Source organism: Streptomyces sp. MAI_2237 (genome assembly GCF_054189285.1).
The window spans coordinates 359,664-385,876 of record NZ_JAJPGQ010000009.1; the positions used below are offsets into that span (position 1 = coordinate 359,664).

The window sequence follows — 26,213 nt, forward strand, 5'->3', positions numbered from 1 at the left end:
AGGGGGAGGGCGTCATCCGAACAACACCAGGGAGGCGGACCATGCACTCGCAGCACATCCAGCGCTCGTACTCGTTCGCATGCCTCGAATGCGGGCACGGCTGGGAGGACACCTACGACATCGACCTCACATCGGACGAACACCACCGCATCATGGCCGTCTATCACCTCGGCGGCGTGTCGGTGCCCTCACCCCTGCAGTCCCCGCGCTGCCCGGCCTGCGAGAGCCGCAAGATCCGCATCATGCGGCCTGGCCGGGTCTCGACTGCGCAGCGGTACGAGTGACGGCCCGCTCGGCACAACGGTCGACGTTTGCGAGGCAAAGTCCCCACCACCCTCGAAAGCCGGGTTCCCCACGTGACCGGTCCTGCCATACGGCCGGCGCCGGATGGACCTGACCCTCGACGTCCCGCGCCCCGCGGCCACCGCCCGCCCCTGTGGCGTCGACCGACCGGGCCGGGGGCAGGCAGGGCTTGCACGACGTGGCTCGCCTGCTCCCGGCGGGGCCTGCCGATCCGGGAACGGCGACGCACCGTACGTTCTGACGCACGTGGACAGCCCCGCCTTGATACCGCAACCGACCATCCCCAGGCCATCCGCTGTCGCTTCGAGGCATCTCATCCGGGCCGGCAAGCGGCTCGCCCGTGAGTGGAAGTGGAGTCGCTCGTCGGACCGGGCCAGGCAGGGCAGCCGGGCGCACGGAGGTGCGGGCCACTCGTCCGGCCGCTCTCGCCACCGATCGGGAGGAGCCCGGTCCGGGGAGCGATGGCCGCTCTGCCCCGCATCTTGCAGCTATATGGCATAGTGCAACCTTTACCTGCGACAAAGGATTTCTTTTCCCGCGGATCCGTATTCCACGGCGTCCACACCGTCGGCACCTGGAGCACCATGCCCATCTCACGCAGCAGCATCGGAACCATCTTCGTCGGCGGCGCACTGAGCGTGACCCTCGCCGCCCTGGCCTATCCGAGCATGCTCGGCATCCAGACCACCTCCAGCAACTCGGTCCGTGTGATCGCCAGTACCCAATGGGGTCCGCTCACCGAGGCCGACCGTAACTTCGTCGTGTTCGTACGCTCCGCCGGACTGTGGGAGGGGCCCTCAGGGCAGTTGGCCATGGAGAAGGGAACGAGCGCAGCCGTACGCGAAGCCGGCCGGCACCTGGTCATCGGACACGCAGCACTCGACGCCAACTGCCGGAAGATTGCCCCCGAGCTCAACATCACGATTCCCAACCAGCCCACACCGCAGCAGCAGGGCTTCCTGGACAAGTTCAAATCCGATACGGGCAAGCAGTTCGACAGCGACTTCGCGAACATCCTGCGCGTCACTCACGGGTCGATCTTCAACACCATCGCCAAGATCCGCTCCACCACCGAGAACACCCTCGTGCGCCAACTGGCCGACCAGGCCAACGATGTGGTGCTGGATCACATCACCCAGATGGAGAAGACCGGGCTGGTCAACTTCGATCAGGTGAACTTCCAGGAGACGACTCCTCCCAAGCTGCCGTCCAACCAGGTCACACCCCGGTGCCGCAACCTGGAGCGCCCTTGATCACCCTGACCGTTCCCCCGGGGCTGCCGACCGCGGGTGTCCCGACAGGACCGGCTGCCGAACCCACCCCAGCCGCCTCTCCCACAACGGGATGACCTGGATCTCGGACCGACGTCCGCCGACGGCATGCAAATTTTACCCAGGGCAATGATCAGACTAGGCGGTGCGTCCGTACCCCTCGGCGTACAGGACCGCTCACGTCTGGAGGCGCCATGCCCAACCCTGTCGGCAAGGCCGGAACCGTCGTCATGATCGGCGCGCTGGGCCTGACCCTCAGCGCGCTCGCCTACCCCGCGCTGCTCGGCATGCAGACCGTGTCCGCTGATCCGAGCCGCATCATCGCCAACACCCCGCACGGGCCGCTCACCGAGGCCGACCGCGACTTCGTCGTCAAGGTCCGCTCCGCGGGCCTGTGGGAGTACCCGCTGGGCCAACTGGCGCTGCAGAAGGGCTCGACTCCTGAGATGAGGGAAGCCGGCAAGCACCTGATCGTCGGACACGCCGGTCTGGACGATCTGTGCCGCAAGATCGCCCCTGAACTCAACATCACGCTCCCGAACCAGGCCACCCCACAACAGCAGCAGTTCGTGCAGACATCGGCGGCCCAGTCCGGCAGGCAGTTCGACAGCACCGCCGCGAACATCATGCGCGTGACCCATGGTCAGATCTTCCCCGCCATCGCCAAGATCCGCGCCAGTACCGAGAACAGGCTCGTTCGTCAGTTGGCCGATCTGGCCAACGACACCGTTCTGGACCACATCACCGTGCTGGAGAAAACCGGCGTGGTGAACTTCGACCAGGCCAACTTCCAGCAGACCACCCCGCCGAAGCTTCCCAAGGAACAGCTCACGCCGCCCGCGGTACAACCGGGCGTCCCCATAGTCGTGCTCAGTCCCCGCCCCGACCTGAACATCAACACCGCCTCGCCGACACCCACGCCGTCCGCCGGGTGATCAGCGGTGGACATCACCGCCCAGCCCCGGGCGCGCCGGAGAACCGGCGGCAGAGGAGAGACGGTAGGAGCGGACGACGGCGACGACGCAGCTGGCGACGAAAGCCGCGCCCCAAGGAACCAGGTCGTCGAGCGACCCGGCCGCACCGGATCCCGCCTGCGCACCACGCGGAGGGACCCGCCCCTCGGGATCGTAGACGACGGCGAGCGCGTCTCCCGGACGAGTGGTCCGTCGGCAACCGCGCCAGATACGGACTTTGAGCGGTATGCCCTCGCCATCCACCACCGAACACAGGTACCGCCCGGTCGCACCGTCCACCGCCTGACCGTCATCGACCGAGGTCACGACCACCGCCTGCACCTGCCCCCGTGCCGCCAGCACCAACCCGTCCGCCGCCTGCGGAGCCTGCAGCGCAAGACACACACCGAGAAGACAGGCGACCCCGACCAGGGCCCGTCCGGCTCGCACGAGGAAGAGGTAAAGGGTGAGCGCGACGGCACAGACCAGCCCCGCGGCCCCGTCGGCCATATAGGGCCTGCCCGTCCACGCGCCGAAGACGGCTGTACCGACGATCGACCCGGCACCGAGGAATCCGGCGAGGATTCCCTCCCCGACCAGCCACCCGGGCGGCGACCCTACGAACTCCGCCGGCCCCCACACAAAGGCACGCAGGTGCGCCATGAGTGACGGCTCCGAGGAGGACGAAGGGCATTGCCTTCGGCGCACGACTCCCACACTCCTTCGCCCCGCTCCTGCCGGCAGCGGTCACGCGGGCCACCAGCGAGGCACGGCCCGGCCTGGGCCTCGACTCCTCCGACGCGCTCGGCCCGGAACGGGGCGGTGTGCCTCAGCCCTCACAACTTCTTTGCATTATGCAAGATGAAGGTGAAGATGAGAAGAACGTCCTCGTTGAACAGTTCCCGGCTGAGGCCTCAGCCCTCGTGCGACATCACGCCGTCCACCACCCAGCCGAGCGGGTGCGGTTCCGGGTCGTCGGCACCGGGGGCCGGCGGTTCTCCGCCCGCTCGGTTGAAGGCACCCAGAGCCTCGATGAGCGCCAGGCGCTGGGTCGGGCCCAGCCGGGCCACGATGGCGGCGATCTCTGCACGTCGGCGCGCAGTGACGTCCTCGACGGTACGACGCCCCTCGTCGGTGAGCTGCAGCAGGGTCTCCCGGCGGTTGCCGGGATTGGTCTGGCGATCGGCGAGTCCGGCCGCGATCAGCCGGTCGACCATCCGCATCGCCGTCGAGGGCGCCACCTGGAGCAACTCGGCGAGTGCCACCAACTTGGTGGCACCACGGGTGGACAGCACCACCAGCATGCGGAACTGCGGCAGCGTCACCCGTTCCTCGACCTCGGCGAGGGAACGGGCCGAAACAGCCACCAACAGTCGGGAAGCGGTCAATACCGCCCTGGTAACCGCGTCGACATCGTCCATCGTTCCCGCGGTGTTCTCGTGCTCCGGCATATCTCCTTTCTACCGTGTCGAAGTCGCTGCTCACTCACGTGATGGGAACAGATTTTCCTTCCCCGTGACCGTGATACCGGAGCAGGAGCATCGCGGCGTCGTCGTGCAGCGGTCCGTCGGCATGCCGCACAAGGTCCTCGCGCAGGATTGCCAGAGCTCGCTCGGCATCGGGCTCTTGCAGTAATTCCGCCCGCTCACCGAGGGGGTAGAAGGCCCCCTCGGCATCCCGGGCCTCGGTGACACCGTCGGTGTACAACAGCAGTTGTTCGCCGGGCGCGAAATCCACTCGATAGGGCTTCGGTCCACCGTCGTGGCCGCCCAGCCCCAGCGGGAGGGCGTACACCTGCGGTTCCGGGAAGTCGACGCGCCCGTTGCGCACGACCATCGGGGCGGGATGGCCGTAGTTGAGGAAGACGACTCCATGATCCGTGCCGATCTCCGCGAGGATGGCGGTGACGAACTTCTCCCCTTGCAGTTCCCGCGCCACGCTGCGCTCGAGTCGCTCGCCCACCCCCACCAGGTCGGGTTCGTCGTGCGCCGCCTCGCGAAAGGCGCCGAGCACCACGGCGGCCGTCTCGACCGCAGCCAGCCCCTTGCCCTGTACGTCGCCCACGATCACTCTTATCCCGTGCGGTGAGGCCACCATCTCGTACAGATCACCCCCGATGCGCGCCTCGGCGACAGCCGAGGTGTAGGACACCGCAGCCTGAAGAGCGCCCGCGGTGCGCGGCACCGGCCGCAGCAGCACTCGTTGAGCGACCTCCGCGATCGACCGCACGCTGGCCAGCTCCGCTTCCCGACGCGAGCGCGTGACCGCGGCGGCTATCCCGATGCCGGTCACTCCCGCCACCGACGCCATCGCTGTGAACCCACGGCGCCCCTCGAACAGTCCGTCGTACGTTCCCAACCCGATGCAGAGCAACAGAGCCACCACGCCGATCGACGCGGTGCGACGCCACCCGCCGACCAGTCCGGCGAACGCCGGGCCCAACGAGACCAGCGGCAGAAAGCCCACTCCAGGTCCCGCGATCACGTCCACTGCGGCGACCACCGCCATGACAGCCACCGGCATCCACGACAGCAGCGCGCCTCCCGAGGCCGATCTTCGCTCGGCGGCCACGGCAGCCGTCTGCGGGCCGGCAACGCCCGTCTGGATGTCCCCCACTGCTTCTGACAGCACATGTCCCAAAACCTTTGCCCGATCGACGCGGTGAGCCGCCGCGTCCGGCCTCCGGAAGACGAAGATGCCTCTTCGATCCAGCGCGCCGGTCCCGCCGCGACCGCCCACAGGCTGGCGGCGCTTCGCGGCGCGCCTCCGCATCCACCTCTTCCGCTGGGGGCTCGCATGGATTTTCGGCAAGCTTCTGCCGTTGCTGCACCACACCGGACGGGTCACCGGAACCGAGCGCCGGGCGGTGCTCGAAGTAGTGGAGTATGCCGCGGCGGACATTGCCTGGACGGTCGCTTCCGGTTTCGGCCCGCAGGCTGCCTGTACCGCAACGTGCGCGCGCAGCCGAAAATCGTGATCGAGGTGGGCACCCGGCACTCTGCCGTCACCGCCCGCTTCCTCACTCCGGAGGAGGGCACGGAGGCCATGTCCCGTCGCGCACGGCGTCACCCCGTATCGCCCGCCGTCTGTGCCGTTTCATGGGCTTCCCCCCGGACGGCAGCGACACGGAGTTCCGCGAGACCGGCAGGGCGATCCCCTTTGTCAGGCCGGAGGCCGGGCCCGATTCGCGGCTGTCCTGAATCCTGTGCAAGGCCGATCCTCTCGGCCCGGCAAAATCCGTTCGCCTCCACTGGCGTTCCTACTTTGCATCATGCAAGCATAGCTGCGGAGCGAACCGGCGGCCGGGTCGCCCAGCGCCCAGGAGTGATCGGCACACCATCGCGGGTCAGGCGATCGCCGGCCGCCGGCGAGCCACCCGCCGTCCGCCCTCGGCCACTGCGCGCACACCGCGTCTCGGCTGAACCCGGCGATACGTCGGGTTCCGGTTGCGCCGCGCGCCGTCTCTTCCCGGACGGCGAAGCTTAGGTCGACAAGGAGAGGGACCGTGGCGCCTGAAGCGGACGACGCCGGGCCTACGGACGGGCATGGGGACGTGCCGGCGTTCTCCGACAGCGTGTGGCAGAAGTTCCTCACCGACACAGAAGACGCCATTCGCGCCTCCGCCCGAAGGGAACCGTCCGCGCGGGAGCGAGCGGGCCGCATGCGTCAACACCCCGCCGCTGGGGACGAGGAGACCATTCCCCCGACGAGACGCGAGGCACCCAAGCCTGAGCCGCTGGACGCCGTCGGTGAGCTGTGGGAGCCGGAGGCCTCCTGCGTCTATCCACCGTGGCGGTGTCTGGACAACCGCGCCAGGCGCCGACGCGTGGGCCGCGTCCTCACCGCCGTCGCCGCGGTCCTCCTGGCCGTGGAAGCCCTGTCCTGGTTGCTCACCACCCCGGGCGCCCCCGCCGAAACAGTCCGCGACGGCACTTCCCAGCAGTCGGAAAGCGCGCCTCCGGACGGTGCGCCCGAGGCCACCGCACCTGCGGACAACGGCGGCTCCCCCGCTCCGGCCGCCGAGTAGGGCATGCATGACCGCTGTCCGCGGTCCGCTCCCCTCGACAAGCATTGAACGTGCGTTTAATATCCTGTTCATGCGTTCAATCCGCAGCGACCGGACCACTCGCGCAATCATCCGCGATGAAGCCCTGCGCCTGTTCGCCGCGCACGGGGCCGATGCAGTGACCGTGCGGCAGATCGCCTCCGCCGCCCATGTGTCGCCGGGTCTGGTCGTGCATCACTTCGGGTCGAAGGAGGGCCTGCGTCAGGAAGTCGACCAGCACGTGCTGGACGTCTTCGAGGCCATGCTGGGCGAGTTGACCGGCGAAGGCGGAGCGGAGCTGCTCGACCCCGCCGCCGGAGCCGGTTCCCTGAGTGAGGCCTTCGCCCAGCACCTGCCCGCCGACTCACCCCTGCCCTCCTACCTTCGACGACTCCTGCTGTCCGACACCGACGCCGGGCGAGTGCTGTTTCGACAGTTGTACGAACTCAGCAGGGCCGCCCTGGACAGCCTGGCGGAAGCGGGACTGGCCGTTCCCGGCCGGGATCCAGCGGTGCGCGCCGCCCTACTCCTGGCCAACGACATGGCCCTGTTCCTGCTGAGGGACCGCCTCACCGAAGTCCTCGGCACGGACCCGCTGTCACCCGACGGGATGAGCCGCTGGGCACCGGAGATGCTGAGCATCTACGCGGGCGGGCTGAACGCCGCGCCACCACTACCACCAGAGGACACTCTCTAGGGAGACCGCGCATGGAATCCGGCTCATCGCGTCCGCACACGGCCCTGCTCGAAGCCCGCGGCATCCACAAATCCTTCGGCAGGCACACGGTCCTGCGCGGCGCCGACCTCAGGGTCGATCCCGGCCAACTCGTGGCGGTCGTCGGTGAGAACGGGGCGGGCAAGTCGACCCTGCTGAAGATCCTCGCCGGCACCTTGGCCCCGGACGACGGCGAGACCGTCCTGTCCGGAAGGCTCGGCTACTGCCCCCAGGACCCCGTCCTCAACGCCAGCCTCACCGTCGAGCAGCACCTGCGCTACTTCGCCGCCGCCCACCGCCTGCCCGACCTGAACCGTGGCCGCGAACTCCTCCATCTTCTGAACTACGAGCAGTACGCGGCCGCCCCCGCCGGTGAACTGTCCGGCGGCACACGGCAGAAGCTCAATCTCACCCTGGCCCTGTTGCACGACCCGGACGTCCTCCTCCTCGACGAGCCCTACCAGGGTTTCGACTGGGAGACCTACCTCCGGTTCTGGGACCTGGTCGAGGACCTTCGCGGACACGGAAAGGCCGTCGTGATCATCACGCACCTCGTCTTCGAGCAAGAACGCTTCGATCTGCTCGCCGACCTCGCCGACGGCCTTCTCACCCCGCGAGCGGCCTCCAGGGAGGACAACCATGTCAGCGCCTGACACCCTGCAACGGCCACCGTCGTACGGGCAGTTCCCCACAGCGCTGCGGTTCTGCATACGCGACCAGACCCGTAACCGACTGGCCGCGCTACTGCTCGTCCTGTTCGTTCCCGCCTGGTACCTGATGATGGACGCCATGGCCGCGGGCACGCCGCTGGACTTCAAGCTGTACTCAACCGGCAAGGTCCTTCACGTCGACGGCGGCCACCTGACACTGATCTCGGCCGGACTCAACTCGGTCACGATGATCGCCGGGTTCGTCGTCTTCGACGCCGTTCGCAAAGCTCTCGCCTTCGATCGGCGCCTGGTCTTCGCCGGTTACCGGCAGACCACGCTCATCGGAGCCAAGTCTTTGGCCATTGCTTGCGTCGCCGCGGCGATCGCCCTTTACACCGCGCTCGCCATGCTCTTCTTCTGGCGACCCACCGTGGGTGGCTGGTTCGCCGTGCTCACCGGTTTCGCCGCCATCGCGCTGGCCTACGGCGCCCTCGGTCTGCTGCTCGGCGTGCTGGTCAAACACGATCTGGAGGGCTTCTTCCTCATCATCATGGGTGGGTTGATGGACACCTTCCTGCAGAATCCGCTGGGCAACCCGCTCGCCAACAAGCCCCTCCTGGAATGGTTCCCCTCCTTCGGCCCCATGCAGTTCGCCGTCGGCGGCTCCTTCGGGAGGACCGTGCTGTGGGGCCACCTGGCACTCGGCCTGGGCTGGGCCGCAGCATTCGGCGCCGTCGGCCTGGTCATCTTCCGGATCAGGACCCGCGATCGCGGGCGCACCGGAACCTGACCCGCCCCTGCAAGCCGACGGGTGCTTCGAAGCGTCGCGGCACCCGCAACTCGGCCGGTGGCTCGTCAATGCCGTCATAGGCCTTGAGCGCTCCCCGCGCGAAGGCCGTCACAAACACCCCGGCGCGCCGCACACACCGGCACTCAGTTCCGAGCCAACACCTTGGCGGGTGCCCCCCACTGCGGCACCGGCCATCCAAGCAGACGGCGAGACGCGCTTCCGCGCAGGCACCGTGGTCCATCGCCCAGCAAGTGGCCGCGCGCGCAATGTGCAACATGAGCGCCACGTCCGTTGCCGTGCCGATGCGCGCCGACGGCTCGTCAGGCGACGACGGCACAACACGCTGCTCGGCATCCACGTCCGCGGCCATACGATTCGATCTGCAGGGCCGGCCGCCATCCCCCCCCCCTGTAGCCACGTCGATTCCAGGCGGAACGCTCACTGAAGCCACCCGTGGCACCGCGTTCCCGACCCCGCCCACCATGAATCATGGCACGATGCAAAGGTGTTGCGAGTTCGGTTCACAGCCATGCGCCCAGGGAGACCACAGTGTCGTTGATGAACATCGCCCTTCGTCAGGCGATGCGGATCCAAGGCGTGCTGGGCGTGGCGGTCGTCGATTACGTCAGCCGCATGACACTGGGAGCACTGGGAAGTCCGGACGGGCTCGACCTGGTTCGCGCCGCGAACGGCGAGACCGACGTCGTACGAGCCAAGCTCTCCGCCATGACCCTGGGCGGTTACCGACCTGAACAGCTCGAAGACATCCTGGTCACGCTCGACACGGAGTACCACCTCATTCGGCCGTTGAACCGCCGGACGCACGAGGGCCTCTTCCTGTACGTCGTGATGGAGCGGCCCCTCACCGATGTGGAAATGGTGCGCAAGCAACTGCAGCAGGTCGAGCGCCTGCTTTAGCGGTGCGGTCCAGGCCCCACCGGCCTGGACACGACGAACCGGCCACGCGCACACGAGCAACTGAAGCGGCCGGTCCCGACCGCGGCGTAAACGAACGCGGTGGCCAACCTGTCAGTCGCGGGGCCCCGTTGGCCGCGACGCATGCCGGTCGGGCGCCCCCGTTCTGATCAAGGGGCGAGGCCTGTACCGGCAGAAAGTTTTCGCGGACGCTGCCCAGACGCGCGCAAGTCACCAGGCATCGACTTGGGACTCCCATCGGCATATGAGGTCATCGGCAGGTAGTACTTCCGAGTGATCGCGTAATCGCCGTCGGGATGTCACCGGGCCGTGCTGCCACGACCAACTGAGGAACCGCCCCCGCGCAAGTGCGACCCGAGGCCCCGGCCGCTGCGCACAGCCCCAAAGGAGATGTCAGCATATTGTCCGTTCGCATGGCCAGAGCCCGTCACCGTTTGTTCGCCGCGAGCCACCGAACGGCCCGTGCCCCACGGCGTAGCCGGACTGCCTATCAACCACCGCGCCGTCCACAGCGAGCCAGACCGCCCGGTCGACGACAGGGCCTTCTCCTCCAGAATCAGGGAACCGGCCACCTGCTCGTCGAGAGGGCAATCTGCAGCGTACGACCACTTCTCGAAGCTGCCTTGTGTCAGGCACTGTCCTGGCAGTCACGTGGTTCTTCGACGGCTCCTACAGTGTCCCGAGGCAGAGGGCGGTCGGGGACGGCGGATCGGAAAGGCTGACTCAAGAACGTGGTACGGATCGAGCGATCGGCGGACGTGAAGCCTGTTCACCAGCGTCAGGCGGCCGTCCTGGCCCTGTGGCGTTGGCGCGCGCCGCTGCTCGCGTTCGAATTGGATGCAGAGTGGGCGTCGACCAGTCCGTGCTGGAGTCGCTGTTCCGACTGGCGGCATCGCCCCCTGGCGAACCGGCGGATCGCGCATACCGGCCAGCAATCGCCGAGCTGTGCACGGCCCCGCTCTTCACCTCCGAAGTCGCCCCGGACGCAGTGCAGCTCTTCCAGTTGGAGACCATCAGCAACCTGCTGACCTTCGGCGAACTGATGGACAAGCCCGGCGTGGACCAGGTCGAGCGAGTGATCGAAACCTCGACCGGCCTGGCGAACTACCTCGACGGTCTCGTCGAGGACTCCCTCTACCCCCACCCCTCGGAGGAAGCCCACCACCAGTACCTCGCCAACCTGGAGGACCGGAGGAGCGAGGGCTATTTCGCGTCGCGCCACTTTGCCGTCGAGACCGCCTGCCACGTTGCTCTCGGGGATCTCCCCGATTCCGCAGGGCTGCCCGACTCGTCCACGGGTCGTGAGTTGCTCGCGCTCTGCGAGGACTTCGGCGAAGAGCTCGTCATAACGATGCAGTGGCTCCGTAGGACGGGTCACTAGTGATCGTGTCGTGAGCCGGATGGCGAGTGCGGCAGCCATGACGGACGGGTGGTATGCGGAGAGCTGCTACGGGCATCGCTGAACGGACAGGACCGGTTCAGTCTCGGCGAGGACGCACAGGCTGACCAGGCCCTTGAGCTGAGGTCGAATGCCTGGCACAGGTCGCGCACGCATCGGTCCAGCAATGTCGGCCGAGGCATCGACGACCTACTGACAGGCCGGATGGGGCGGCGGGGCAGGCGGCGCCTCGGCTGACTCCGCGGTCGCCGGCGGAGGGCAAAGAGCGTCTTGCGGTCACCGCCAGGCTCTCGATCTCCCGATCGAAGTCTTGTACCGGCCCTGGCGTCTCGTCAGGGACGGATGGTCGGTCTTCCATGCCGAGACCACCGGCTCCAACAGCACCCGTCGCTCGTCGGACAAGTCGTTTGGCCGACCGTGCGGGTCTCCCGGTTGCGAGTTCAGCTGTCTTCTCCCAAGCCGAGCCGGCTGAGCAGGCCCGCCCGGGTCGCGCCGGCCCGGAGTTCGGCGCCGGCCCCCGGTGAGCAGGACGTCTACGCCAGCCAGAGGAAGAGCCTGGCGAAGGCCCAGCAATGTGTAGAGCCCCGCGGTGTCGCAGAAAGTGATGCCCGACAAGTCCAGCACCAGTAGGCCCCCGGAGGAACGGGCGGCGAACGCGGCCAGAGTCTCCCGGAGGGCAGGCGCGGTGTCGGCGTCGAGTTCTCCCACGAGATGCACCGTCACGCGCGGTGGCAGCTTCTCTTGCACTTCGCACCGAATGGACAGCCGTGACGACCCGACCGTTTCCGAAGGTACGTGCGTTCGGGGCGACGCATCGCCCACGGGCGAGGGATCGACCTTCTTGTCCCCGTAAGGGGTGCTCTGATGTGGTGGCATCGACTTTCCGGGACAGCTCGGGAACAGGTGCCGACCAGACTTCCCGGCGCTCCAGGAAGCATGGGCTTCGCCTCCACCTCGCCATCTTTGCACAAGGCAAAGAGCTCCATCAACCATCCGGAGAGTTCGGTGGCCTCTCATGGGACTCGTGCCCATGCACGCTGCGCGGTCAACCTGCCACTGCTCTGTCACCCGCACGACCGTCACGGGTAAGAGACCTGCCGCCGAGCCGAGGATCTGCTGGCGCTGCTCGCCTACGGCGTCAACCTGCGCTCCCGCACCGGTGCCGACGACGGCGAAGATGAGGTCGGTTGCCTCGACGGCGACCAGGGCCACGAACACGAGGGTGGCATGTGTTTGCCGCGCACTTTGACGAAGAACTTGTCGCCGTGGAAACGAGGGTCGGTGGGGATGGGGTCGGAGAACCGCTCGCTGCGTTTGCCTCGCGCGGTCCCACCGGCTGCGTGCGCGCTGCCTCCGGTCGTCCCGAGGTCAAAGTGTCGGTGCGCGGTGATACCTGTAGGGCGTGAAAGACACGATCTCGGAGGCGACAACCATCCTGCATGCGGCTCTGCCAGTAGGTAGCCGACGCGCCCCTTTGGGCTGGGAGGCGCTTCGGGCATGGGAGCGCAGTCACGCCGTGGTCTTGCCTGAGCCGTATCGCATGTTCGTGGCTGAGATCGCGAACGGCACTGACGCCGGCCCGCCAGACGAAGGCGGTTTGCTGCCCTTGGGAGAGAAGCCGCAAAGCTGGGCCGTCTGGGAAGCGGACTGCTGGATGAGCCCCGAGCCGTTCGACGGCACCACAGCCCGCACGCTGGACCAGCCCTTCCCGCTCGAGGAGGAATGGCAGTGGGAGTACGACTACTACGACCACGGTCTCCACTCATCCCTGTTGCACAAGACGTACCAACATGGCTCGGTGCTGCTGGGCAGCGACAGACCCGGTGAGTACTGGACGCTGGTGGTGACCGGGCCGCAGCGCGGCCGGGTGTGGTGGCTCGGAGACGGATGCGCCGCCCCCTATGCGGACTCTCCGTCCGATCCTCTGGAGGGCGATTTTCTGCACTGGGTGAGGGACTGGCATGTCGGACGGGGCTGGTGGCGGGCCGAGTGAGGCGGCCTTCGCTTGATGCCGAACTCCGACGCAGAGACGCAGCCGTTACCGATGGAGCGGGCCTCGACAGTCGGACACCGGGTGGGCCCAGCCGTGAACCCAGAGAAGCCGCCCCTGCGGTCTGTTCAGCCGCCGCTGCTCTCCCGCACCACAAGCCGGTGGCCGACCACCTCGTCCCGGCACGGGCCGGCCGGGTCCGGGCTGTCGATCCGCTCCAGCAGCAGGGACACCGCGGCCCGGGCGATCTCGCGTTTGTCGGGGGCGACGGAGGTCAGGCTGGGCACGCTGTAGCGCGAGGCCTCGATGTCGTCGAAGCCGACGACGTCCACCTCGCCGGGTACCCGCACGCCCGTCTCGTACAGCGCCCGCAGGGCGCCCAACGCCATGTTGTCGTTCAGGCACAGCAGGGCGTCCGGCGGGGTGGCGCTCCGCATCAGTCGCGTCGCCGCTTCCGCGCCGTCGCGCCAGTGGAAGGCGTCCACCGGCACCACCAGGCCGGCGTCGAAGGGGATACCGGCGGCGGTCAGGGCCGCGCGGTAGCCGTCGGTGCGCAGTCGGTCGGTGCCCTGGCGCCCGCGGAGGGCGCCGCCGATCACGGCGATGCGGCGGCGCCCTCGGGCCAGCAGGTGCTCGGTGGCGTCCTGGGCGGCGCGCACGTTGTCGATGCCGACGTGGTCGGTGTGGCCCTCCGGTGAGCGCTCGCCGAGCAGGACCATGGGCAGCCGCCGGTCGCGGGTGGCGAGGTCGCGGGGCAGCAGGGAGAGCGGGCTGAGGATCACTCCGTCGCAGAACTGGGTGTCGAAGCCGTGCAGCGCGGCCAGTTCGCGCTCGCGATCGGCGCCGGTCTGGTGCAGCAGCACCGTGCGGCCGTGCCGGCCGGCGACGTCCATGACATGCCGGCTCAGTTCGGCGAAGTAGGCGACGTCGAGTTCGGGCACGGCGAGGGTGATCATGCCGGTGCGCCCCTGGCGCAGTTGCCTGCCCGCGATGTTGACGCGGTAACCGAGGGCTTCGATGGCTTCGCGGACGGCCGTGCGCTTCTGCTCCGAGACGTGTTCGTAGTCGTTGATCACGTTGGAGACGGTCTTGGGCGAGACGCCGGCGTACTCCGCCACGTCCTTGATCCTGGGTCTGGCCGCCACGCTGCCCTTCCTTCCTGACGTCGTTGATCGTACCGATCGTCACGGAGCTGGTTCCGGCCAACGGACTTCCACTCGGGCATTTACATCGATGTAATCGGCATGGTGCCATAAGCCCGCACGGCCCCGCACCATCGCACCGACCTGCGCTATCGCTACGAGGAGCACCATGCCCGACCCGTACCACCCGGATGAGCCACCCCGCCCGGAGTACCCCAGGCCGCAGTTCAGGCGGGACGCCTGGCTGAATCTCAACGGCGAGTGGCAGTTCGAGATCGACCGCTCCGACACCGGTCTGGAACGCGGTCTGACCGACCGGGACCTGGCCGATCGCATCCTCGTGCCGTTCTGCCCGGAGTCGGAGCTGTCCGGCATAGGCGAGACGGACTTCCTGGAGGCCGTCTGGTACCGGCGCACCGTGACCGTGCCGGCCGAGTGGGCCGGCGCCCGCGTGCTGCTGCACTTCGGGGCGGTCGACCACGACACCACGGTGTGGGCCGACGGCCAGGAGGTCGCCCGGCACCGCGGAGGCTTCACCCCGTTCACCGCCGACCTCGGGGACGTGGCCCGCGCCGGCGAGGAGGTGACCGTCGTGGTGCGCGCCCGCGACAGCCGGCACGGTGTGCAGGCCCGCGGCAAGCAGGCGACCTGGTACGCCAACTCGCACTGCCACTACACCCGCACCACCGGCATCTGGCAGACCGTGTGGCTGGAGCCGGTCCCCCGCACCGTCGCCCTGCGCCGCCCCCGCATCACCCCCGATCTGGCCACCGGTTCCTTCCTGGTCGAGCTGCCGCTGACGGCGAACGTCGCCGGCCACCGCGTCCGCGCCACTCTCGGCGACGCCGACGGCACCGTCGTCACCGCCCAGGGGCGGGCCGATCTGGACCTGTGCCCGCGGCTGGCGCTCACCGTTCCCGACGACCGCCGACGCACCTGGTCGCCGGACGATCCGCACCTGTACGACCTGGTGCTCGAGGTCCTCGGCCCGGACGGCAGCGTGGTCGACACGGCACGTTCCTACACCGGACTGCGCTCGGTGTCCGTACGCGGCAAGGAGCTGCTGCTCAACGGCGAGCGGGTCTTCCAGCGGCTGGTGCTGGACCAGGGCTACTACCCCGACGGGCTCATGACCGCCCCCAGCGACGCCGCGCTGCGACGCGACATCGCGCTGGGGATCGCGGCCGGCTTCAACGGCGCCCGGCTGCACCAGAAGGTCTTCGAGGAGCGCTACCTCTACCACGCCGACCGGCTCGGCTACCTGGTGTGGGGTGAGTTCGGCGACTGGGGCTGCGAGGTCGGCGTCCGCGACGACAACCAGCGTCCCGACGCCTCGTTCATCACGCAGTGGCTGGAGGCCCTGCAGCGGGACCACTCCCACCCCTCGATCGTCGGCTGGTGCCCCCTCAACGAGACGTACCAGAACCTGCACGACCGCATCACGGTGCTGGACGACGTCACCCGCGGCATGTTCCTCGCCACCAAGCAGGCCGACCCGACCCGTCCGGTCATCGACGCCTCCGGCTACGCGCACCGGGTGCCGGAGACGGACGTGTACGACTCGCACTGCTACGAGCAGGACCCGGCACGGTTCGCCAAGATCATGGACGGTCTGGCCGAGAACCGGCCCTACGTCAACACCGGCCCCGAGGGCCGCACTTGGAACCTGCCCTACCGCGGACAGCCGTACTTCTGCAGCGAGTTCGGCGGAATCTGGTGGGACCCGCAGGCCGCAGCCGCGGCCGGAGACGACGCCGGCACCTCCTGGGGGTACGGCGAACGGCCGTGCACCGAGCAGGAGTTCGTGGAGCGGTTCCGCGGCCTGACCGGAGTGCTCCTCGGCGACCCCGGGATGTTCGGCTACTGCTACACGCAGCTCACCGACGTCTTCCAGGAACGCAACGGCGTCTACCGCTTCGACCGTTCCGAGAAGGCCGACACCGCGCTGCTGCGCGCGGCCCAACTCCGCCCGGCCGCCTACGAGGACACGCTGTGACTTCCGCTCCCCCGCGCTGCCGCAGGCGGTCGCGCCCGTGATGGTGTGTTCATCGCGTCGGCCGTCCTGGCGGCATTGCCGCTGGTGGTCGTCTTCCTCTTCTTCCAGCGGCACATCGTGAAGTCGGTGGCGACGACGGGCCTCGGCGGTCAGTGCGCCGCTCGGGCCTACCGGCCACCCCCACGGCGGCGAAGGTTGAGTGAGTGTCAGGTCCATCATGCCTGGTCGCAGGAGCTTTCGGTAGGACGAAGCGCACGCCTGTGCGACCTTGTTGCGGAGGGTGCCGTGCCCGCAGACTCGTCGTCATCCACTCTCCGGCCGACATGCCGCCAGTCGTCATCGACTGCCGGCACGTTCGCCGTGCTGTCTCACCGGGGGACATGCGCCGGCCGGGGAGGGACGGGACGAAGGGGATCGATGGATCGGGACATGGTCGTGCTGGCGAAGGTCAGGCTGCTCAGTGCCAACCGGTGTGTGGTGCGAGGCGTCGATGGGCTGTGGATCTACCGTCTGCTGACGCAGGTCGAACCGGAGGTGTACGGATCGAAGCTGGCGTACGTCCTGGTGGAGGAGAGCGGCTCACCCCTGGTGAGGGAGTTGCCTGAACGCAGGCTGGCCCTGCTCGACGAGGCCGTGGAGGTGGCGAAGGCCCTCAGCCCGGCGAACCCGTACCGGGAGAAGGTCCTGCGGAGGGCACTGGCGGCGAGAGCTCGCCTGACGCCGTAGCCGAACGTGGGGTCCCGGCCCAAGTCGGGTCCCCACACGCACCGTTCGTGGCGCCCGACTGACGAAACGGGTCATATCCGGGCGGCCACCTTGAGCACGGCTTTGCGAGATGCCGCCCCCAGGCATTCTTCCGGGGACGTCAAGGTCGGAAGGCATGCGACAGCGGCCGCGCTACGCCGCGACGACGGCGACGCCTGTCCGGCCTCCGTCGACGTCCACCACCGTTCCGTGCACGAAGGCTGCCTCGTCGCTGGCCAGCCAGACCACGGCGTGCGCGACATGCTCGCCCTTCAGGCCAAGGGCCTTGTCTCGTCGGACCTCGATGCCGACCGCACGGCCGCCGCCCTGCTGGCCGGCATCCAGGGAGGCGTGACCATGATGATGTCCACGGGCGACTCCACCCATCTGAAGGCAGCGCTCGACACGGGCCTCGATTACCTACGGGCCCGGGCGACGGACGCCGGCGACGCGTGAAGCGGGGGCCGCGCGGCGTCGCCATCCATCAGCCGCAAGCACCCCCCTCCCCACCCGCTCCAAGAGGCGCACACGCGAGGAGCAGGCCCCGGGGGTCACCGTCGGTCGGCGACCAACCGCAGGGCCGGCGCACTGCGGAGGCTGGTGAAGGTGACGACCAGAGCGACAGCCTGGAGCACGGCGCAGACCAGCACCGCCCGGCCCAGATGCGGGGGCGGCGTCAGGGCGACGATGACGCCGGCCGCGGGGAAGGGCAGCAGCAGGATCAGCATGGTCAGCGAGAGCGTGGCGCCGAGGGCCGTCGACGGGATGACCAGCGACCGTACGGTACGCAGGACGACCGTGAGGCCGCCGTCGCCTGCCATGAAGATGGCGACCAGGATCGTGTAGGAGACGTACGACGGCGCCAACGGCAGCCCCAGACAGGCCCGCGGAGGCGAGCGTCGCGGACACGACGCCCACCGCCCACAGGTCGAGCCGGCTCAGCACCAGACGGCAGCAGGTGATCGCCAGCAGGGTCGCCACCGCGGCGGCCGACCACATGGTGCCGACGCTGGCCGAGGAGCGGCCGAAGGTCTCCACGACGATGACCGGGCTGGCGGACTGCAGCAGCCCGAGGGCGAGGTTCGAGCAGGCCAGGCCACCCACGAGCCAGCCCAGCGCCGGCAGCCGCACCAACGTGCGCAGGCCCGCCCGCAGCCCGCCGACCTTCCCCGCCCCGTCCGGGGACGCGGCACGCAGCGGCGTCGGCGGGGTCTGCAGTCCGAGTACGGCAGCGAACAACGACACCGCGCTCAGACATGCGAGCATCCACCCGGGGCCGGCCAGCAGCAGAAAACCGGCGAGCAGCGGGCCGACGACCGTGGCCGTCTGGTCGATGCCGACGAGTACCGCCTGTATCCCGTCCGGCCGGGTTTCCCCGCGCCGGGTGACAACGGCGCCGACAGCCTCGTTGGCGACGAACCCGAACTGCGAGAGGGTCCCGGTCACGGCCGCCAGCACCAGGATGACGACCGTCTCGGTCGTTCCCCGCGGAAGCATCGTCAGGGTGACCGCCGCCGCCGCGACCACCGTCGCCCGGCCGAGCGATGCCAGGAAGCACACGATGGCCGCGCCACGGCGATCCACCACGTTCCCGGCGAGTACGAATGCCGCGATCCGCGGCGTCCATTCCAGGGCGAAGGCCAGACCCGTCAAAGAGGCGGAACTGGTGATCGTCAGGACCAGAAGCGGCATCGCGTACGTCGACATGGAAAACGCCAAGGCATCACTGGCACGCGGAGCATAGATTCGCCGAAAGTGACTGCCGGGTGGAACGGCTGCATGCCGACCGGCGGGCCGGTCCTCGTGCACGGTGATGGCCACGAACAGGAGGCTTTCGGTGAGAGGTGCTAGGAGGCGGAGAATAAAGGCAGTTGCCCCGCGAGAAAGTGAGGTGCGTCAATCGACTGTAGGGCGGCGGAACTCACCATAACGGCAGGGAAAAGCAACTGGCCCGCCCACGCTGACAGTTGACGACTGAACTATACCGTCTCCACACCACTCTCACAGGTCAGCCCGTCAGGCTCGGCAGTATGAGGCCATATCAGCCGGATGCCGATTCTCACCCTTTTAGGGTCCGCTTCGTTACGTACCGGCCAGCTCGGAATGGCACCCTCCGTGGTGTAGTCGAGCAGTGGCCCGATTCGCTGGAATTCGGAAGAAGATCGCCAAACGACGGACATACGACGAGAGCCCAACCACCGCCAGGTCCGGCCGCCCCTCCCGCCTGACGGACATCGTGATCGCGCTCCTGCTCGCGGCGGCCGATGCCCTGGCTATAACGGGCATCGCCGTGATCATGACCTTCGCCGGCATGATGGCCGCGGGCGACGGCCTGCCCGCCGGTCAACGACCTCATGCGGGAATCTCGTTCTCGGGACTCGCCCTCGTCTGGATCATTCCCGCCGCGCTCGCCATCTCGACGTTCGTCCACGCGAGTCTGCGCATGCCGGTCACGGCTGTGGTCCAAGGACTGTTCTTCATCGTCGGGCTCGCCCTCGCACTCGCCGAGACGAACATGCTGCTGGCGGTCGCCTGACGTGCGGCCCGGAGGGGGCAGCAGCTCGGTCAGCGCTGGAGGCGCACACACGGTACATGCACGAAGCCGGCCGCCGCCCGGGCAACTCCGCCGGCCCACCGAAGAGCATGCCGTTGCGCCGGAGTCCGGGCGGGGACTGCCCCTGGCACCGGACCTCGCAGACTCCGCAGACTCCGAGGCGGACTACCCGCCGTGAAAGCAACACACGCACGCGCGCGGGGCTCACACGGTGAAGTCCGTGGCCCTGCTCTTGAACGTCGTTTCGCCGTCCTTGGCGGTGACCAGGACGGCGACATGCCACGGCCCGCGGGGCGATCCATCGGCATCGGCGCGGGAGACGGTGACCTTGTAGGTGCACCGTGCGGTGTCCTCGCCCGAGGCCTCGCAGACGGCCGACTCCGCGTCGGCCATCTCCTTGGCGGTCAGCGCCTTCTTCGCAAGCAACGACTTGGCCGGCCAGGCAAGCACCTTCACGCTCTTGATGCCGGAGGATGACGTGACGTCAGTGGTGAAGGTCAGTGCGCCGGCACGCTCCCCGGCGGGCGCGGTGTAGCGGGCGGTGCTGTGCGCCAGCGCCGGCGGCTGGTCCCCGGCGTAGGCCAGGCCAAGGGCACCAACTCCTGCGAGAGCGACGGCACCGACAGCCACGGACACAACGACACGACTCGACGTGACTCCTCCCCCACCTAAAGGTGGGGGCTTCTCGCTATGCCGGGTTGGCGTCGCGACGGACCAGCCCGGCCCGTAGAACGTTCAGGGCGCCCACGGTGTCGGCGTGCGCCAGGTGGCCGCAGCCAACGCAGTGGAACGTCTCCTGCGTGGGCCGGTTCTCCGCGCTGACGTGCCCGCATTCGGGGCAGGTCCGGGAGGTGTTGCGGGGGTCCACGGCGATCACGTTTCGTCCGGCGCTTTCAGCCTTGGCGTGCAGGATCGTCAGGAACACCCCCCATCCGGCATCTGAGATCGAGTGGTTGAGTCCGGCCTTCGCGGCGGACCCGTTGGGCAGGAAGCTGCCCGGCGTCTCGGGGTCCGGCTTCGGCACGGGGGCCCTGACCATGTTTCGGATCTTGAGATCCTCGTGCGCTATCAGGTCGTGGTCCCGGACCAGACCGAGCGCGGTCTTGTGGGCGTGGTCCAGGCGCTGGCGGCGTACCTTGCGGTGAAGGTCGGCGACCCGCTGGACGGCCCGCTGATGATTCGCCGTCCGCTTGTCCCGGCGCACGCGCCCGAACCGGCTGAGCCTGTGCTGTGCAGGTTCGAGCTTGGCGGCTGCCTTCGAAGCATGGCGTGGGTTCTCGACGTGCTCACCGTCGGAGGTGGTGAGGAACGAGGCGATACCCATGTCGATGCCCACCACGGACCCTGTCGCGGGGAGCGGTTCGGGCTGGGCCTGCTCAGCGGTCAGGACGACGTACCAGCGCTTGCCTTCGCGCTTGACGGACACGGTCTTGACCGTGCCGACCACGGGCCGGTGCTGGTTGACCTTGACGTGCCCGACGCCCTGGAAGCGGACGCGGGTGACGTGATCGTGCGGGGTGGAGTCCCAGCGGCAGCCGTCCCCGTCTTTCGGGAAGTCCACCGTGTCGAACCAGTTCACCCCCCTAAATCGGGGATACCCCGGCTTGTCCCCGCACTTCACGCGGCGGAAGAACGCGGCGAACGCCTTGTCCAGGCGGCGCAAGGTCGCCTGCTGCGACGAGAACGACCACCGGCCCTGGCGCTCCGGGTCGAAGGCCCGGATGTCCTTGAGCTGCGCGGACTGCTGCCCGTACTTGATCGAGGTCTTCGAGGCGTGCCGGTAGGCGTCACGGCGTTCCTGCAAGGCGCCGTTGTAGAGCGAGCAGTGCTCGCGCAGCATCTCGCCGAGCGCGGCTTGCTGGCCCACGGTGGGCCGCATGAGGAACTTGTACGCACGGATCAACCGACCCACCCCCTTCCCGATCAGCCTCCAAGACCCTACTGGCGTATGTCAGCGCGCTGGGTACCAAACCCCAACATCCGTACCGACGTGGCGCCTTCGACGACACGATGCCGGATCGCTGCGCAGAGATCATGCGCGAGGTGTGCGGCAGCTTCAAGGCGGAGCTGAAGGAGTTCAACGGCGAGGCCGATCACATACCTCTGCTGATCCATTACCCGCCGGAGATCGCCCTGTCCAAGCTGATCAACACTCTCAAGGGCGTCAGCTCCCGATACCTGCGGGCCGAGTACACCGGCCGCATCAACCGCATCGGCACGGGGTCAGTGTTCTGGCCCCGTGCCTACGTCGCAGCCTCGTGCGGCGGTGCACCGCGCACCGTGATCCGTCAGTACATCGAGCAGCAAAAACGTCCGCTCCAGAATGCACGTCAGAGCAGTCTCAGGATGCGTTTCCCTCCCCGGCTGAAGCCGGGGATACCCACGCAAGATCAGAGATGGAGTCTCCACCGGTGTCCAGGCGAGCTCCCGCAGGTGAACCAGCCCCTCGATTCCGTCGGCGACCCGGACGAAGACGCCGAACGGGATCAGCTTGGTGACCTCGCCAGGCAGTTCCTGCCCCACCGTGACGGTGTCGGCGAATACCTGAAAAGGGTCCGGCCGCATGGCTTTCAAGGACAGTCTGGCCTCCAGATTCCGTGTGTCGAACTGGAGAAACTCGCATGAGACGCGCTGTCCAACCTGCACGACGTCGGAGGCTGCCTCGGAACTTTGCCAGGACAGTTCAGCGAAGGAGATGAACCCGACGCCGGGGAAAACCGGGTGGGCGGGTCCGTCGTCCAGCGCCACGAACACACCGAACCGTTCGATCGCCGCGACCGTGCCGGAAAGGAACTCTCCGCGGTGCAGTGATTCCTAATGCGGTCTGTCAAGCCGCGAGAGCACTGGGCGGGGTGAGTTCGTAGCACCGCCCGTCGCGCAGGAGTGCCCAGAGGACGTTGACGCGGCGTCGGGCCAGGGCGAGGACAGCCTGGACGTGGCGCTTACCCTCGGTGCGTTTGCGGTCGTAGAACCTGCGCGACTCATCGCAGTGTCGGATGCTCAACAACGCCGAGATGTAGAAGACGCGTTGGAGACGACGGTTGTAGCGCCGCGGACGCCGCAGGTTGCCGCTGATCTTCCCGGAATCGCGGGGCACTGGTGCGACGCCACCGAAGCCGGCGAGGCGGTCAGCGGTGCCGAAGACCACCATGTCGCCGCCGGTGGCGGCAAGGAACTCGGCGCCGAGGATGATGCCCAGACCGGGCATGCTCGTGATCACGTCGAAGGCGTGGTGGTCACGAAACCGGGCCTCGATTTTCTTGTCGAGATCGGCGACCTGCTGGTTGAGGACCGTCACCTCCTTTGCCAGCGTGTGCACCAGCTCGGCGGCCAGCTTCTCGCCGGGCAGGCTCGTGTGCTGCCGTTCCGCGGCCTGGACGGCGATCTCGGCGAGCCGGTCCGGGCGGACGACGTGGCGGTTTCGCAGCCAGGTCTCCAGCCGCTTGGCGCCGATTCGGCGGATGGCCGCCGGGGTCTGGTAGCCAGTCAGCAAGGTGAGTGGACCGGTGTTGGTCAGATCCAACTCCCGTTCCAGACCGGGGAAGACGCTGGTGAGCTGGGCTCGCAGGCGGTTGACGGTGCGGGTGCGGTCGGCAACCAGGTCCATACGCCGACCGGTGAGGAGCTTGAGGTCGGTGACGGTGTCGTCGTCGGCGCGTAGAGGGTGCAGGTCGCGTCGGACGCGGACCTGGTCGGCGATGACGGCGGCGTCCTTGGCGTCGGTTTTGCCCTCTCCTCGGTAGCTCTCGGAGGCGCGGTGGATGGCCCGGCCGGAGATGTAGTGCAGCAGCTGGTCGTGGTTGAGCAGGATCGCGATAGCGAGGGCGGCTCCGCCGTCGGCAAGGTCGATGCCCCAGGTCACCTCGCCGCCCAAAGCCAGGACGTCGGCGAGGAGTTCGAGTAGTTCTGGCTCGTCGTTGGTAACGCGTCGGGACAGCAGCCGACGGCCGCTCTCGTCTATGGCGACGCAGTGATGGTGGACTTTGCCCGCGTCGATGCCGGCCCAGATGGCGGCCATGTGATGCCTCCGTGCGGTGTTGTGCTGGTGCCTCCCGACGGACGACCTCGCTGTCGATTCCCTACCCAGCGATCATTCGCAGTTCCTAATTGGCAGCCGAGTCGTCGTGGGGTACCGGGCGGCCAATCACTGAGAGCCACAAGCGGCAGAGCGTTTTCAACCACACCCGGCACCCCTGGGTGGATGAACCATACGAAGGGCTCAACACGTCCCGCAGAACAACGTAGGGAGCGTTTTCAGCGTGGCCACTGATCGGGTGACGCTGCTCAGGTCGAGGTAAGGGCCGCAACGCACAAGGCTCCCGTGCCGTTGGTGGAGGTGTTCGAAGTCTCAACACACCGGCACAGGAGCCCTGTTGGTTCCCTATCCTGCCGCACTCGACCTTCCGCATGCCCTCGTCGAGTGGGTCACGATGCTCATCGTCACCCGCGAGGGTGACCGCAGGTGCAAACTCCCGCCGCACCAGCGCGCGCTCATCGCTCTGGTGTACCTGCGCCGCCACGACACCCCGGCCCGGATCGCGGCCGGCTTCGGGATATCCATCGGCACCGCCCACGCCTACGTGGCCGCCGTGACCGGTCTACTCGCCGACCGAGCGCCCGGCCTGCTCAAGACGCTGCGCGAGCATGATCCGGAGTTCGTCCTCCTGGACGGCACTCTCGCCGAGTGCGACCGCGTCGGCGACAGCCGGGCCGACTACTCGGCCAAGCACCGCCGACACGGCATGAACGTCCAGGTCATCACCGATCCTGCCGGTGAAGTGCTGTAGATCTCGCCCGCGCTGCCGGGCCGCACCCACGACCTGACCGCGGCCCGCACTCACCACATCACCCGGATCTGCGAACGCCAGGGCGTCCCCATCCTCGCCGACCGCGCCTACCAGGGTGCCGGCCCCTGGGTCACCACCGGACTCAAACGCCCGCCAGGCGGCGAGCTCACCCTCACCCAGCGCACCGTCAATCGGGCCTTGACCACAGCCCGGGCACCGGTCGAACGCGGCATGGCACGGCTGAAGTCCTGGCAGATCTTCCGCAGATCCCGCATCAGTCCCAACCGCATGACCGTCATCACCAAAACCGTCCTCACCCTGGAGCGGCAACGCTGAAAATACTCAGTGACTCCAGGAACGCCCAGAATTCTGGGTTCTCAGACGGTCCGCCCATCATGCTTCCAGCTTGTCACGAGGAGCTGTGCCTTGGGTAGAAAGTGTGCTCGCGGTGCGGTCTTGAGAGGGCGTCACGGGCAAACCGGTTCACCCCTCCTGGTCGGTCAGTCTGCGCACGCGGACAGGCTCGGCCACCGCACCTCCAGCAGTCGGAAACCGATATCACCCTCATCCAACCGCCGCGACCACCAAACCGGCCAAACCACGCAGTCAGAGCACTAGACGGGTGATGTGTCGGGACGGGTGTCGTACCTTGTGCGGGCCGCGTCGATGTCTGCCAGGTGCGTGATGCTCCACTCCAGCAAGGGTGCTGTGGCTTGGCGGAGGGTTTTGCCCATCGGGGTGAGTTCGTAGCTGACGTGCGGCGGCATGACGTTGTGGACAGTGCGCGTGAGGATTCCGTCGCGCTCCAGGCTGCGTAGGGTCACGGTGAGCATGCGCTGGCTGATTCCGTCGATCGCTCGTTTGAGTTCGGTGAAGCGGCGCGGTCCCTGGCTGAGGTTACGTACGACGAGCAACGACCACTTGTCCCCCACGATGTCGAGTACTTCGCGGGTGCGGCATGGGTCCTCCCGCCGTACCGGCTTTGCCTCACTGCCGGTTGTGCTCATGGTTACCTCCAGGGAACCGAGGCACCGAAATGTGCCTTATTGCTCGGTGCATGAGGGTACGCAACGATGATTTCGGTTCTCAAAGAGTACCGAGGCACAAAGAGGAACCGCTGCGTTTCCGCCTCCGCGCACCTAAGAGGAAGACCGCTTTTACCATGTCGACATATCTGCTCGTCCATGGCGCTTGGCACAACGGCCGTTGCTGGGAACGTGTGGTCCCGCTGCTGGAGTCGGCCGGACACCGCGTGCTCACACCGTCGCTGACCGGTTACGGCGACAAGGCCCACCTGCTCAGTCCCGAGGTGGGACTCGACACGCACGTCGAGGACGTCGTCAGGCTGATGGACGAGGAAGACCTGACCGACGTGGTCATCGTGGGTCACAGTTACGCGGGACTCGTCATCTCGTCCGTGGCCAACGAGGTCCCGGCACGGGTCGCCCACCTGGTGTACCTCGATGCCATGGTGCCTGAGCACGGAGAAACCGCGGTCGATGTCCAGCCTTTGACACAGCGTCTGATTGACCTGGCCTCGAAGTCGGAAAGCCCTTGGCGCATTCCGCCGCTGCCCGAAATGCCCCCGCCGTTCGGTCTCTTCGGGGTCGTCGACCCGGCGGACGCCGAGTGGCTGCGTGCGATGCTCTCCGACCAGCCGGTCGGCTGCCTGCAACAGCCGGTGCGGCTGGACAACCCGGCCACGGACCTGATTCCGCGTACGCACATCCACTGCGTCGGCGTGGAGCCCGAAGACATCACGCGGCGGCCCGTCCCCGCGATACAGTCCAACGGATCTCCGGCACAGGTGTGGGAGCTGCCGACCGGGCACGACTGCATGATCACGATGCCGGCGGAGCTGAGCGAACTGCTGCTCAAGCTCGCCGCCATGTGATGTCGTGCTGCCATGTCGGGCAACCGCGCGACGGAGGCGGCACC

Annotated in this window: 25 protein-coding genes and 6 pseudogenes; 19 read left to right on the top strand and 12 right to left on the bottom strand. The window is 67.9% G+C overall.

Translation table 11 applies throughout. From position 1 onward, the window contains the following. The first annotated feature begins 41 nt into the window (after positions 1-41). The 3 genes and pseudogenes from LN251_RS36980 (at position 42) to LN251_RS36990 (ending at position 2,509) form a co-directional block, all read left to right on the top strand. Positions 42-284 carry a hypothetical protein gene (locus LN251_RS36980; RefSeq protein ID WP_458248537.1) on the top strand — a complete coding sequence of 81 codons (243 nt, stop codon included), beginning with the start codon at positions 42-44 and terminating at the stop codon, positions 282-284. A gap of 603 nt (positions 285-887) precedes the next feature. Continuing rightward, positions 888-1,651: pseudogene (locus LN251_RS36985) on the top strand (DUF4142 domain-containing protein). 117 nt (positions 1,652-1,768) lie between these two features. Continuing rightward, entirely contained in the window at positions 1,769-2,509 is a 741-nt protein-coding gene (locus tag LN251_RS36990; RefSeq protein WP_458248538.1) for a DUF4142 domain-containing protein, read from the top strand. On the opposite strand, the gene LN251_RS36995 is transcribed toward LN251_RS36990, so the two are convergent. From LN251_RS36995 to LN251_RS37005, 3 genes are all read right to left on the bottom strand, one after another. Beyond that, complete coding sequence (locus tag LN251_RS36995) at positions 2,510-3,190, bottom strand: hypothetical protein (RefSeq protein ID WP_458248539.1); 681 nt, start codon at positions 3,188-3,190, stop codon at positions 2,510-2,512. Between the two features lie 251 nt (positions 3,191-3,441). After that, the gene (locus LN251_RS37000; protein WP_362994391.1) at positions 3,442-3,978 is read right to left on the bottom strand and encodes a MarR family winged helix-turn-helix transcriptional regulator; all 537 of its coding nucleotides are present in this window, start codon (positions 3,976-3,978) and stop codon (positions 3,442-3,444) included. Positions 3,979-4,012: 34 nt separating this feature from the next. Beyond that, positions 4,013-5,050, bottom strand: coding sequence for a PP2C family protein-serine/threonine phosphatase (locus LN251_RS37005; protein ID WP_458249503.1), 1,038 nt, complete (start codon positions 5,048-5,050; stop codon positions 4,013-4,015). A gap of 172 nt (positions 5,051-5,222) precedes the next feature. Here LN251_RS37005 and LN251_RS37010 point away from each other — a divergent pair, with 172 nt between their 5' ends. The 7 genes from LN251_RS37010 to LN251_RS37040 all read left to right on the top strand — a co-directional run bounded on the left by LN251_RS37010 (position 5,223) and on the right by LN251_RS37040 (position 11,044). Further along, entirely contained in the window at positions 5,223-5,504 is a 282-nt protein-coding gene (locus tag LN251_RS37010; RefSeq protein ID WP_458248540.1) for a hypothetical protein, read from the top strand. A gap of 528 nt (positions 5,505-6,032) precedes the next feature. Further along, complete coding sequence (locus tag LN251_RS37015) at positions 6,033-6,554, top strand: hypothetical protein (RefSeq protein WP_458248541.1); 522 nt, start codon at positions 6,033-6,035, stop codon at positions 6,552-6,554. Between the two features lie 7 nt (positions 6,555-6,561). Further along, positions 6,562-7,269 (top strand): TetR/AcrR family transcriptional regulator, encoded by a 708-nt coding sequence (locus LN251_RS37020; RefSeq protein ID WP_458248542.1) that lies wholly within the window; start codon positions 6,562-6,564, stop codon positions 7,267-7,269. An 11-nt stretch (positions 7,270-7,280) separates the two neighbouring features. Next, entirely contained in the window at positions 7,281-7,940 is a 660-nt protein-coding gene (locus LN251_RS37025; RefSeq protein WP_458248543.1) for an ABC transporter ATP-binding protein, read from the top strand. Continuing rightward, positions 7,927-8,727, top strand: a complete 801-nt coding sequence (locus LN251_RS37030) for a hypothetical protein (RefSeq protein ID WP_362994398.1) — start codon at positions 7,927-7,929, stop codon at positions 8,725-8,727. The genes LN251_RS37025 and LN251_RS37030 overlap by 14 nt, the downstream gene beginning before the upstream one ends. 558 nt (positions 8,728-9,285) lie before the next feature. Beyond that, complete coding sequence (locus tag LN251_RS37035) at positions 9,286-9,645, top strand: hypothetical protein (protein WP_458248544.1); 360 nt, start codon at positions 9,286-9,288, stop codon at positions 9,643-9,645. A gap of 862 nt (positions 9,646-10,507) precedes the next feature. Further along, a complete protein-coding gene (locus LN251_RS37040) occupies positions 10,508-11,044 on the top strand; it encodes a hypothetical protein (RefSeq protein ID WP_458248545.1) in 537 nt (178 codons plus the stop codon). Positions 11,045-11,338: 294 nt separating this feature from the next. On the opposite strand, the gene LN251_RS37045 is transcribed toward LN251_RS37040, so the two are convergent. After that, entirely contained in the window at positions 11,339-12,094 is a 756-nt protein-coding gene (locus LN251_RS37045; protein ID WP_458249504.1) for an STAS domain-containing protein, read from the bottom strand. Positions 12,095-12,464: 370 nt separating this feature from the next. On the opposite strand from LN251_RS37045, the gene LN251_RS37050 reads away from it, so the two are divergent. Beyond that, entirely contained in the window at positions 12,465-13,055 is a 591-nt protein-coding gene (locus LN251_RS37050; RefSeq protein WP_458248546.1) for an SMI1/KNR4 family protein, read from the top strand. A gap of 125 nt (positions 13,056-13,180) precedes the next feature. Here the strand turns inward: LN251_RS37050 and LN251_RS37055 are convergent, their stop codons facing one another. After that, entirely contained in the window at positions 13,181-14,197 is a 1,017-nt protein-coding gene (locus LN251_RS37055; RefSeq protein ID WP_458248547.1) for a LacI family DNA-binding transcriptional regulator, read from the bottom strand. Between the two features lie 166 nt (positions 14,198-14,363). Between LN251_RS37055 and LN251_RS37060 the strand changes: the two genes are divergently transcribed. The 3 genes and pseudogenes from LN251_RS37060 to LN251_RS37070 all read left to right on the top strand — a co-directional run bounded on the left by LN251_RS37060 (position 14,364) and on the right by LN251_RS37070 (position 16,916). Beyond that, positions 14,364-16,190 (top strand): glycoside hydrolase family 2 protein, encoded by a 1,827-nt coding sequence (locus tag LN251_RS37060; protein ID WP_458248548.1) that lies wholly within the window; start codon positions 14,364-14,366, stop codon positions 16,188-16,190. Positions 16,191-16,241: 51 nt separating this feature from the next. Beyond that, positions 16,242-16,343 (top strand): annotated as a pseudogene (locus tag LN251_RS37065) (carbohydrate ABC transporter permease); the annotation flags it as partial. Positions 16,344-16,607: 264 nt separating this feature from the next. Continuing rightward, positions 16,608-16,916, top strand: a complete 309-nt coding sequence (locus LN251_RS37070) for a hypothetical protein (RefSeq protein WP_458249505.1) — start codon at positions 16,608-16,610, stop codon at positions 16,914-16,916. A 171-nt stretch (positions 16,917-17,087) separates the two neighbouring features. Here the strand turns inward: LN251_RS37070 and LN251_RS37075 are convergent. Then, positions 17,088-17,201, bottom strand: a pseudogene (locus LN251_RS37075) (SDR family oxidoreductase); the annotation flags it as partial. On the opposite strand from LN251_RS37075, the gene LN251_RS37080 reads away from it, so the two are divergent. Then, positions 17,145-17,390, top strand: coding sequence for a hypothetical protein (locus LN251_RS37080; RefSeq protein WP_458249553.1), 246 nt, complete (start codon positions 17,145-17,147; stop codon positions 17,388-17,390). The pseudogene LN251_RS37075 and the gene LN251_RS37080 overlap by 57 nt on opposite strands. Positions 17,391-17,485: 95 nt before the next feature. Here the strand turns inward: LN251_RS37080 and LN251_RS37085 are convergent. Beyond that, positions 17,486-18,755 (bottom strand): annotated as a pseudogene (locus LN251_RS37085) (MFS transporter). 310 nt (positions 18,756-19,065) lie between these two features. Between LN251_RS37085 and LN251_RS37090 the strand changes: the two are divergent. Beyond that, a complete protein-coding gene (locus LN251_RS37090; protein WP_458248549.1) occupies positions 19,066-19,470 on the top strand; it encodes a hypothetical protein in 405 nt (134 codons plus the stop codon). A gap of 222 nt (positions 19,471-19,692) precedes the next feature. Here the strand turns inward: LN251_RS37090 and LN251_RS37095 are convergent, their stop codons facing one another. Next, a complete protein-coding gene (locus tag LN251_RS37095) occupies positions 19,693-20,118 on the bottom strand; it encodes a DUF5707 domain-containing protein (protein WP_458248550.1) in 426 nt (141 codons plus the stop codon). 58 nt (positions 20,119-20,176) lie between these two features. Continuing rightward, complete coding sequence (locus LN251_RS37100; protein ID WP_458248551.1) at positions 20,177-21,391, bottom strand: RNA-guided endonuclease InsQ/TnpB family protein; 1,215 nt, start codon at positions 21,389-21,391, stop codon at positions 20,177-20,179. Positions 21,392-21,429: 38 nt separating this feature from the next. Here LN251_RS37100 and tnpA point away from each other — a divergent pair. After that, positions 21,430-21,807 (top strand): annotated as a pseudogene (gene tnpA / locus LN251_RS37105) (IS200/IS605 family transposase); the annotation flags it as partial. On the opposite strand, the gene LN251_RS37110 reads toward tnpA, so the two are convergent. Further along, positions 21,712-22,242, bottom strand: coding sequence for a S1 RNA-binding domain-containing protein (locus LN251_RS37110; protein ID WP_458248552.1), 531 nt, complete (start codon positions 22,240-22,242; stop codon positions 21,712-21,714). The pseudogene tnpA and the gene LN251_RS37110 overlap by 96 nt on opposite strands. A gap of 73 nt (positions 22,243-22,315) precedes the next feature. After that, entirely contained in the window at positions 22,316-23,506 is a 1,191-nt protein-coding gene (locus LN251_RS37115; protein WP_458244312.1) for an IS110 family RNA-guided transposase, read from the bottom strand. A 355-nt stretch (positions 23,507-23,861) separates the two neighbouring features. On the opposite strand from LN251_RS37115, the pseudogene LN251_RS37120 reads away from it, so the two are divergent. Continuing rightward, positions 23,862-24,611, top strand: a pseudogene (locus tag LN251_RS37120) (transposase family protein). A 278-nt stretch (positions 24,612-24,889) separates the two neighbouring features. Here LN251_RS37120 and LN251_RS37125 read toward each other — a convergent pair. Beyond that, positions 24,890-25,282: a winged helix-turn-helix transcriptional regulator gene (locus LN251_RS37125; protein WP_458248553.1), complete on the bottom strand. Its 393-nt coding sequence runs from the start codon at positions 25,280-25,282 to the stop codon at positions 24,890-24,892. Positions 25,283-25,437: 155 nt separating this feature from the next. Here LN251_RS37125 and LN251_RS37130 point away from each other — a divergent pair, with 155 nt between their 5' ends. Further along, positions 25,438-26,169, top strand: a complete 732-nt coding sequence (locus LN251_RS37130) for an alpha/beta hydrolase (RefSeq protein ID WP_458249506.1) — start codon at positions 25,438-25,440, stop codon at positions 26,167-26,169. Positions 26,170-26,213: the final 44 nt, after the last annotated feature.

Excerpts from the sequence above, each read along its gene's own strand:
- LN251_RS36980 (WP_458248537.1), top strand. The coding sequence starts at position 42 with ATGCACTCGCAGCACATCCAGCGCTCGTACTCGTTCGCATGCCTCGAA.
- LN251_RS36990 (WP_458248538.1), top strand. The coding sequence starts at position 1,769 with ATGCCCAACCCTGTCGGCAAGGCCGGAACCGTCGTCATGATCGGCGCG.
- LN251_RS36995 (WP_458248539.1), bottom strand. The coding sequence starts at position 3,190 with ATGGCGCACCTGCGTGCCTTTGTGTGGGGGCCGGCGGAGTTCGTAGGG.
- LN251_RS37000 (WP_362994391.1), bottom strand. The coding sequence starts at position 3,978 with ATGCCGGAGCACGAGAACACCGCGGGAACGATGGACGATGTCGACGCG.
- LN251_RS37005 (WP_458249503.1), bottom strand. The coding sequence starts at position 5,050 with ATGCCGGTGGCTGTCATGGCGGTGGTCGCCGCAGTGGACGTGATCGCG.
- LN251_RS37010 (WP_458248540.1), top strand. The coding sequence starts at position 5,223 with ATGCCTCTTCGATCCAGCGCGCCGGTCCCGCCGCGACCGCCCACAGGC.
- LN251_RS37020 (WP_458248542.1), top strand. The coding sequence starts at position 6,562 with ATGACCGCTGTCCGCGGTCCGCTCCCCTCGACAAGCATTGAACGTGCG.
- LN251_RS37025 (WP_458248543.1), top strand. The coding sequence starts at position 7,281 with ATGGAATCCGGCTCATCGCGTCCGCACACGGCCCTGCTCGAAGCCCGC.
- LN251_RS37030 (WP_362994398.1), top strand. The coding sequence starts at position 7,927 with ATGTCAGCGCCTGACACCCTGCAACGGCCACCGTCGTACGGGCAGTTC.
- LN251_RS37035 (WP_458248544.1), top strand. The coding sequence starts at position 9,286 with ATGAACATCGCCCTTCGTCAGGCGATGCGGATCCAAGGCGTGCTGGGC.
- LN251_RS37045 (WP_458249504.1), bottom strand. The coding sequence starts at position 12,094 with ATGGGCACGAGTCCCATGAGAGGCCACCGAACTCTCCGGATGGTTGAT.
- LN251_RS37060 (WP_458248548.1), top strand. The coding sequence starts at position 14,364 with ATGCCCGACCCGTACCACCCGGATGAGCCACCCCGCCCGGAGTACCCC.
- LN251_RS37070 (WP_458249505.1), top strand. The coding sequence starts at position 16,608 with ATGGATCGGGACATGGTCGTGCTGGCGAAGGTCAGGCTGCTCAGTGCC.
- LN251_RS37115 (WP_458244312.1), bottom strand. The coding sequence starts at position 23,506 with ATGGCCGCCATCTGGGCCGGCATCGACGCGGGCAAAGTCCACCATCAC.
- LN251_RS37125 (WP_458248553.1), bottom strand. The coding sequence starts at position 25,282 with ATGAGCACAACCGGCAGTGAGGCAAAGCCGGTACGGCGGGAGGACCCA.
- LN251_RS37130 (WP_458249506.1), top strand. The coding sequence starts at position 25,438 with ATGTCGACATATCTGCTCGTCCATGGCGCTTGGCACAACGGCCGTTGC.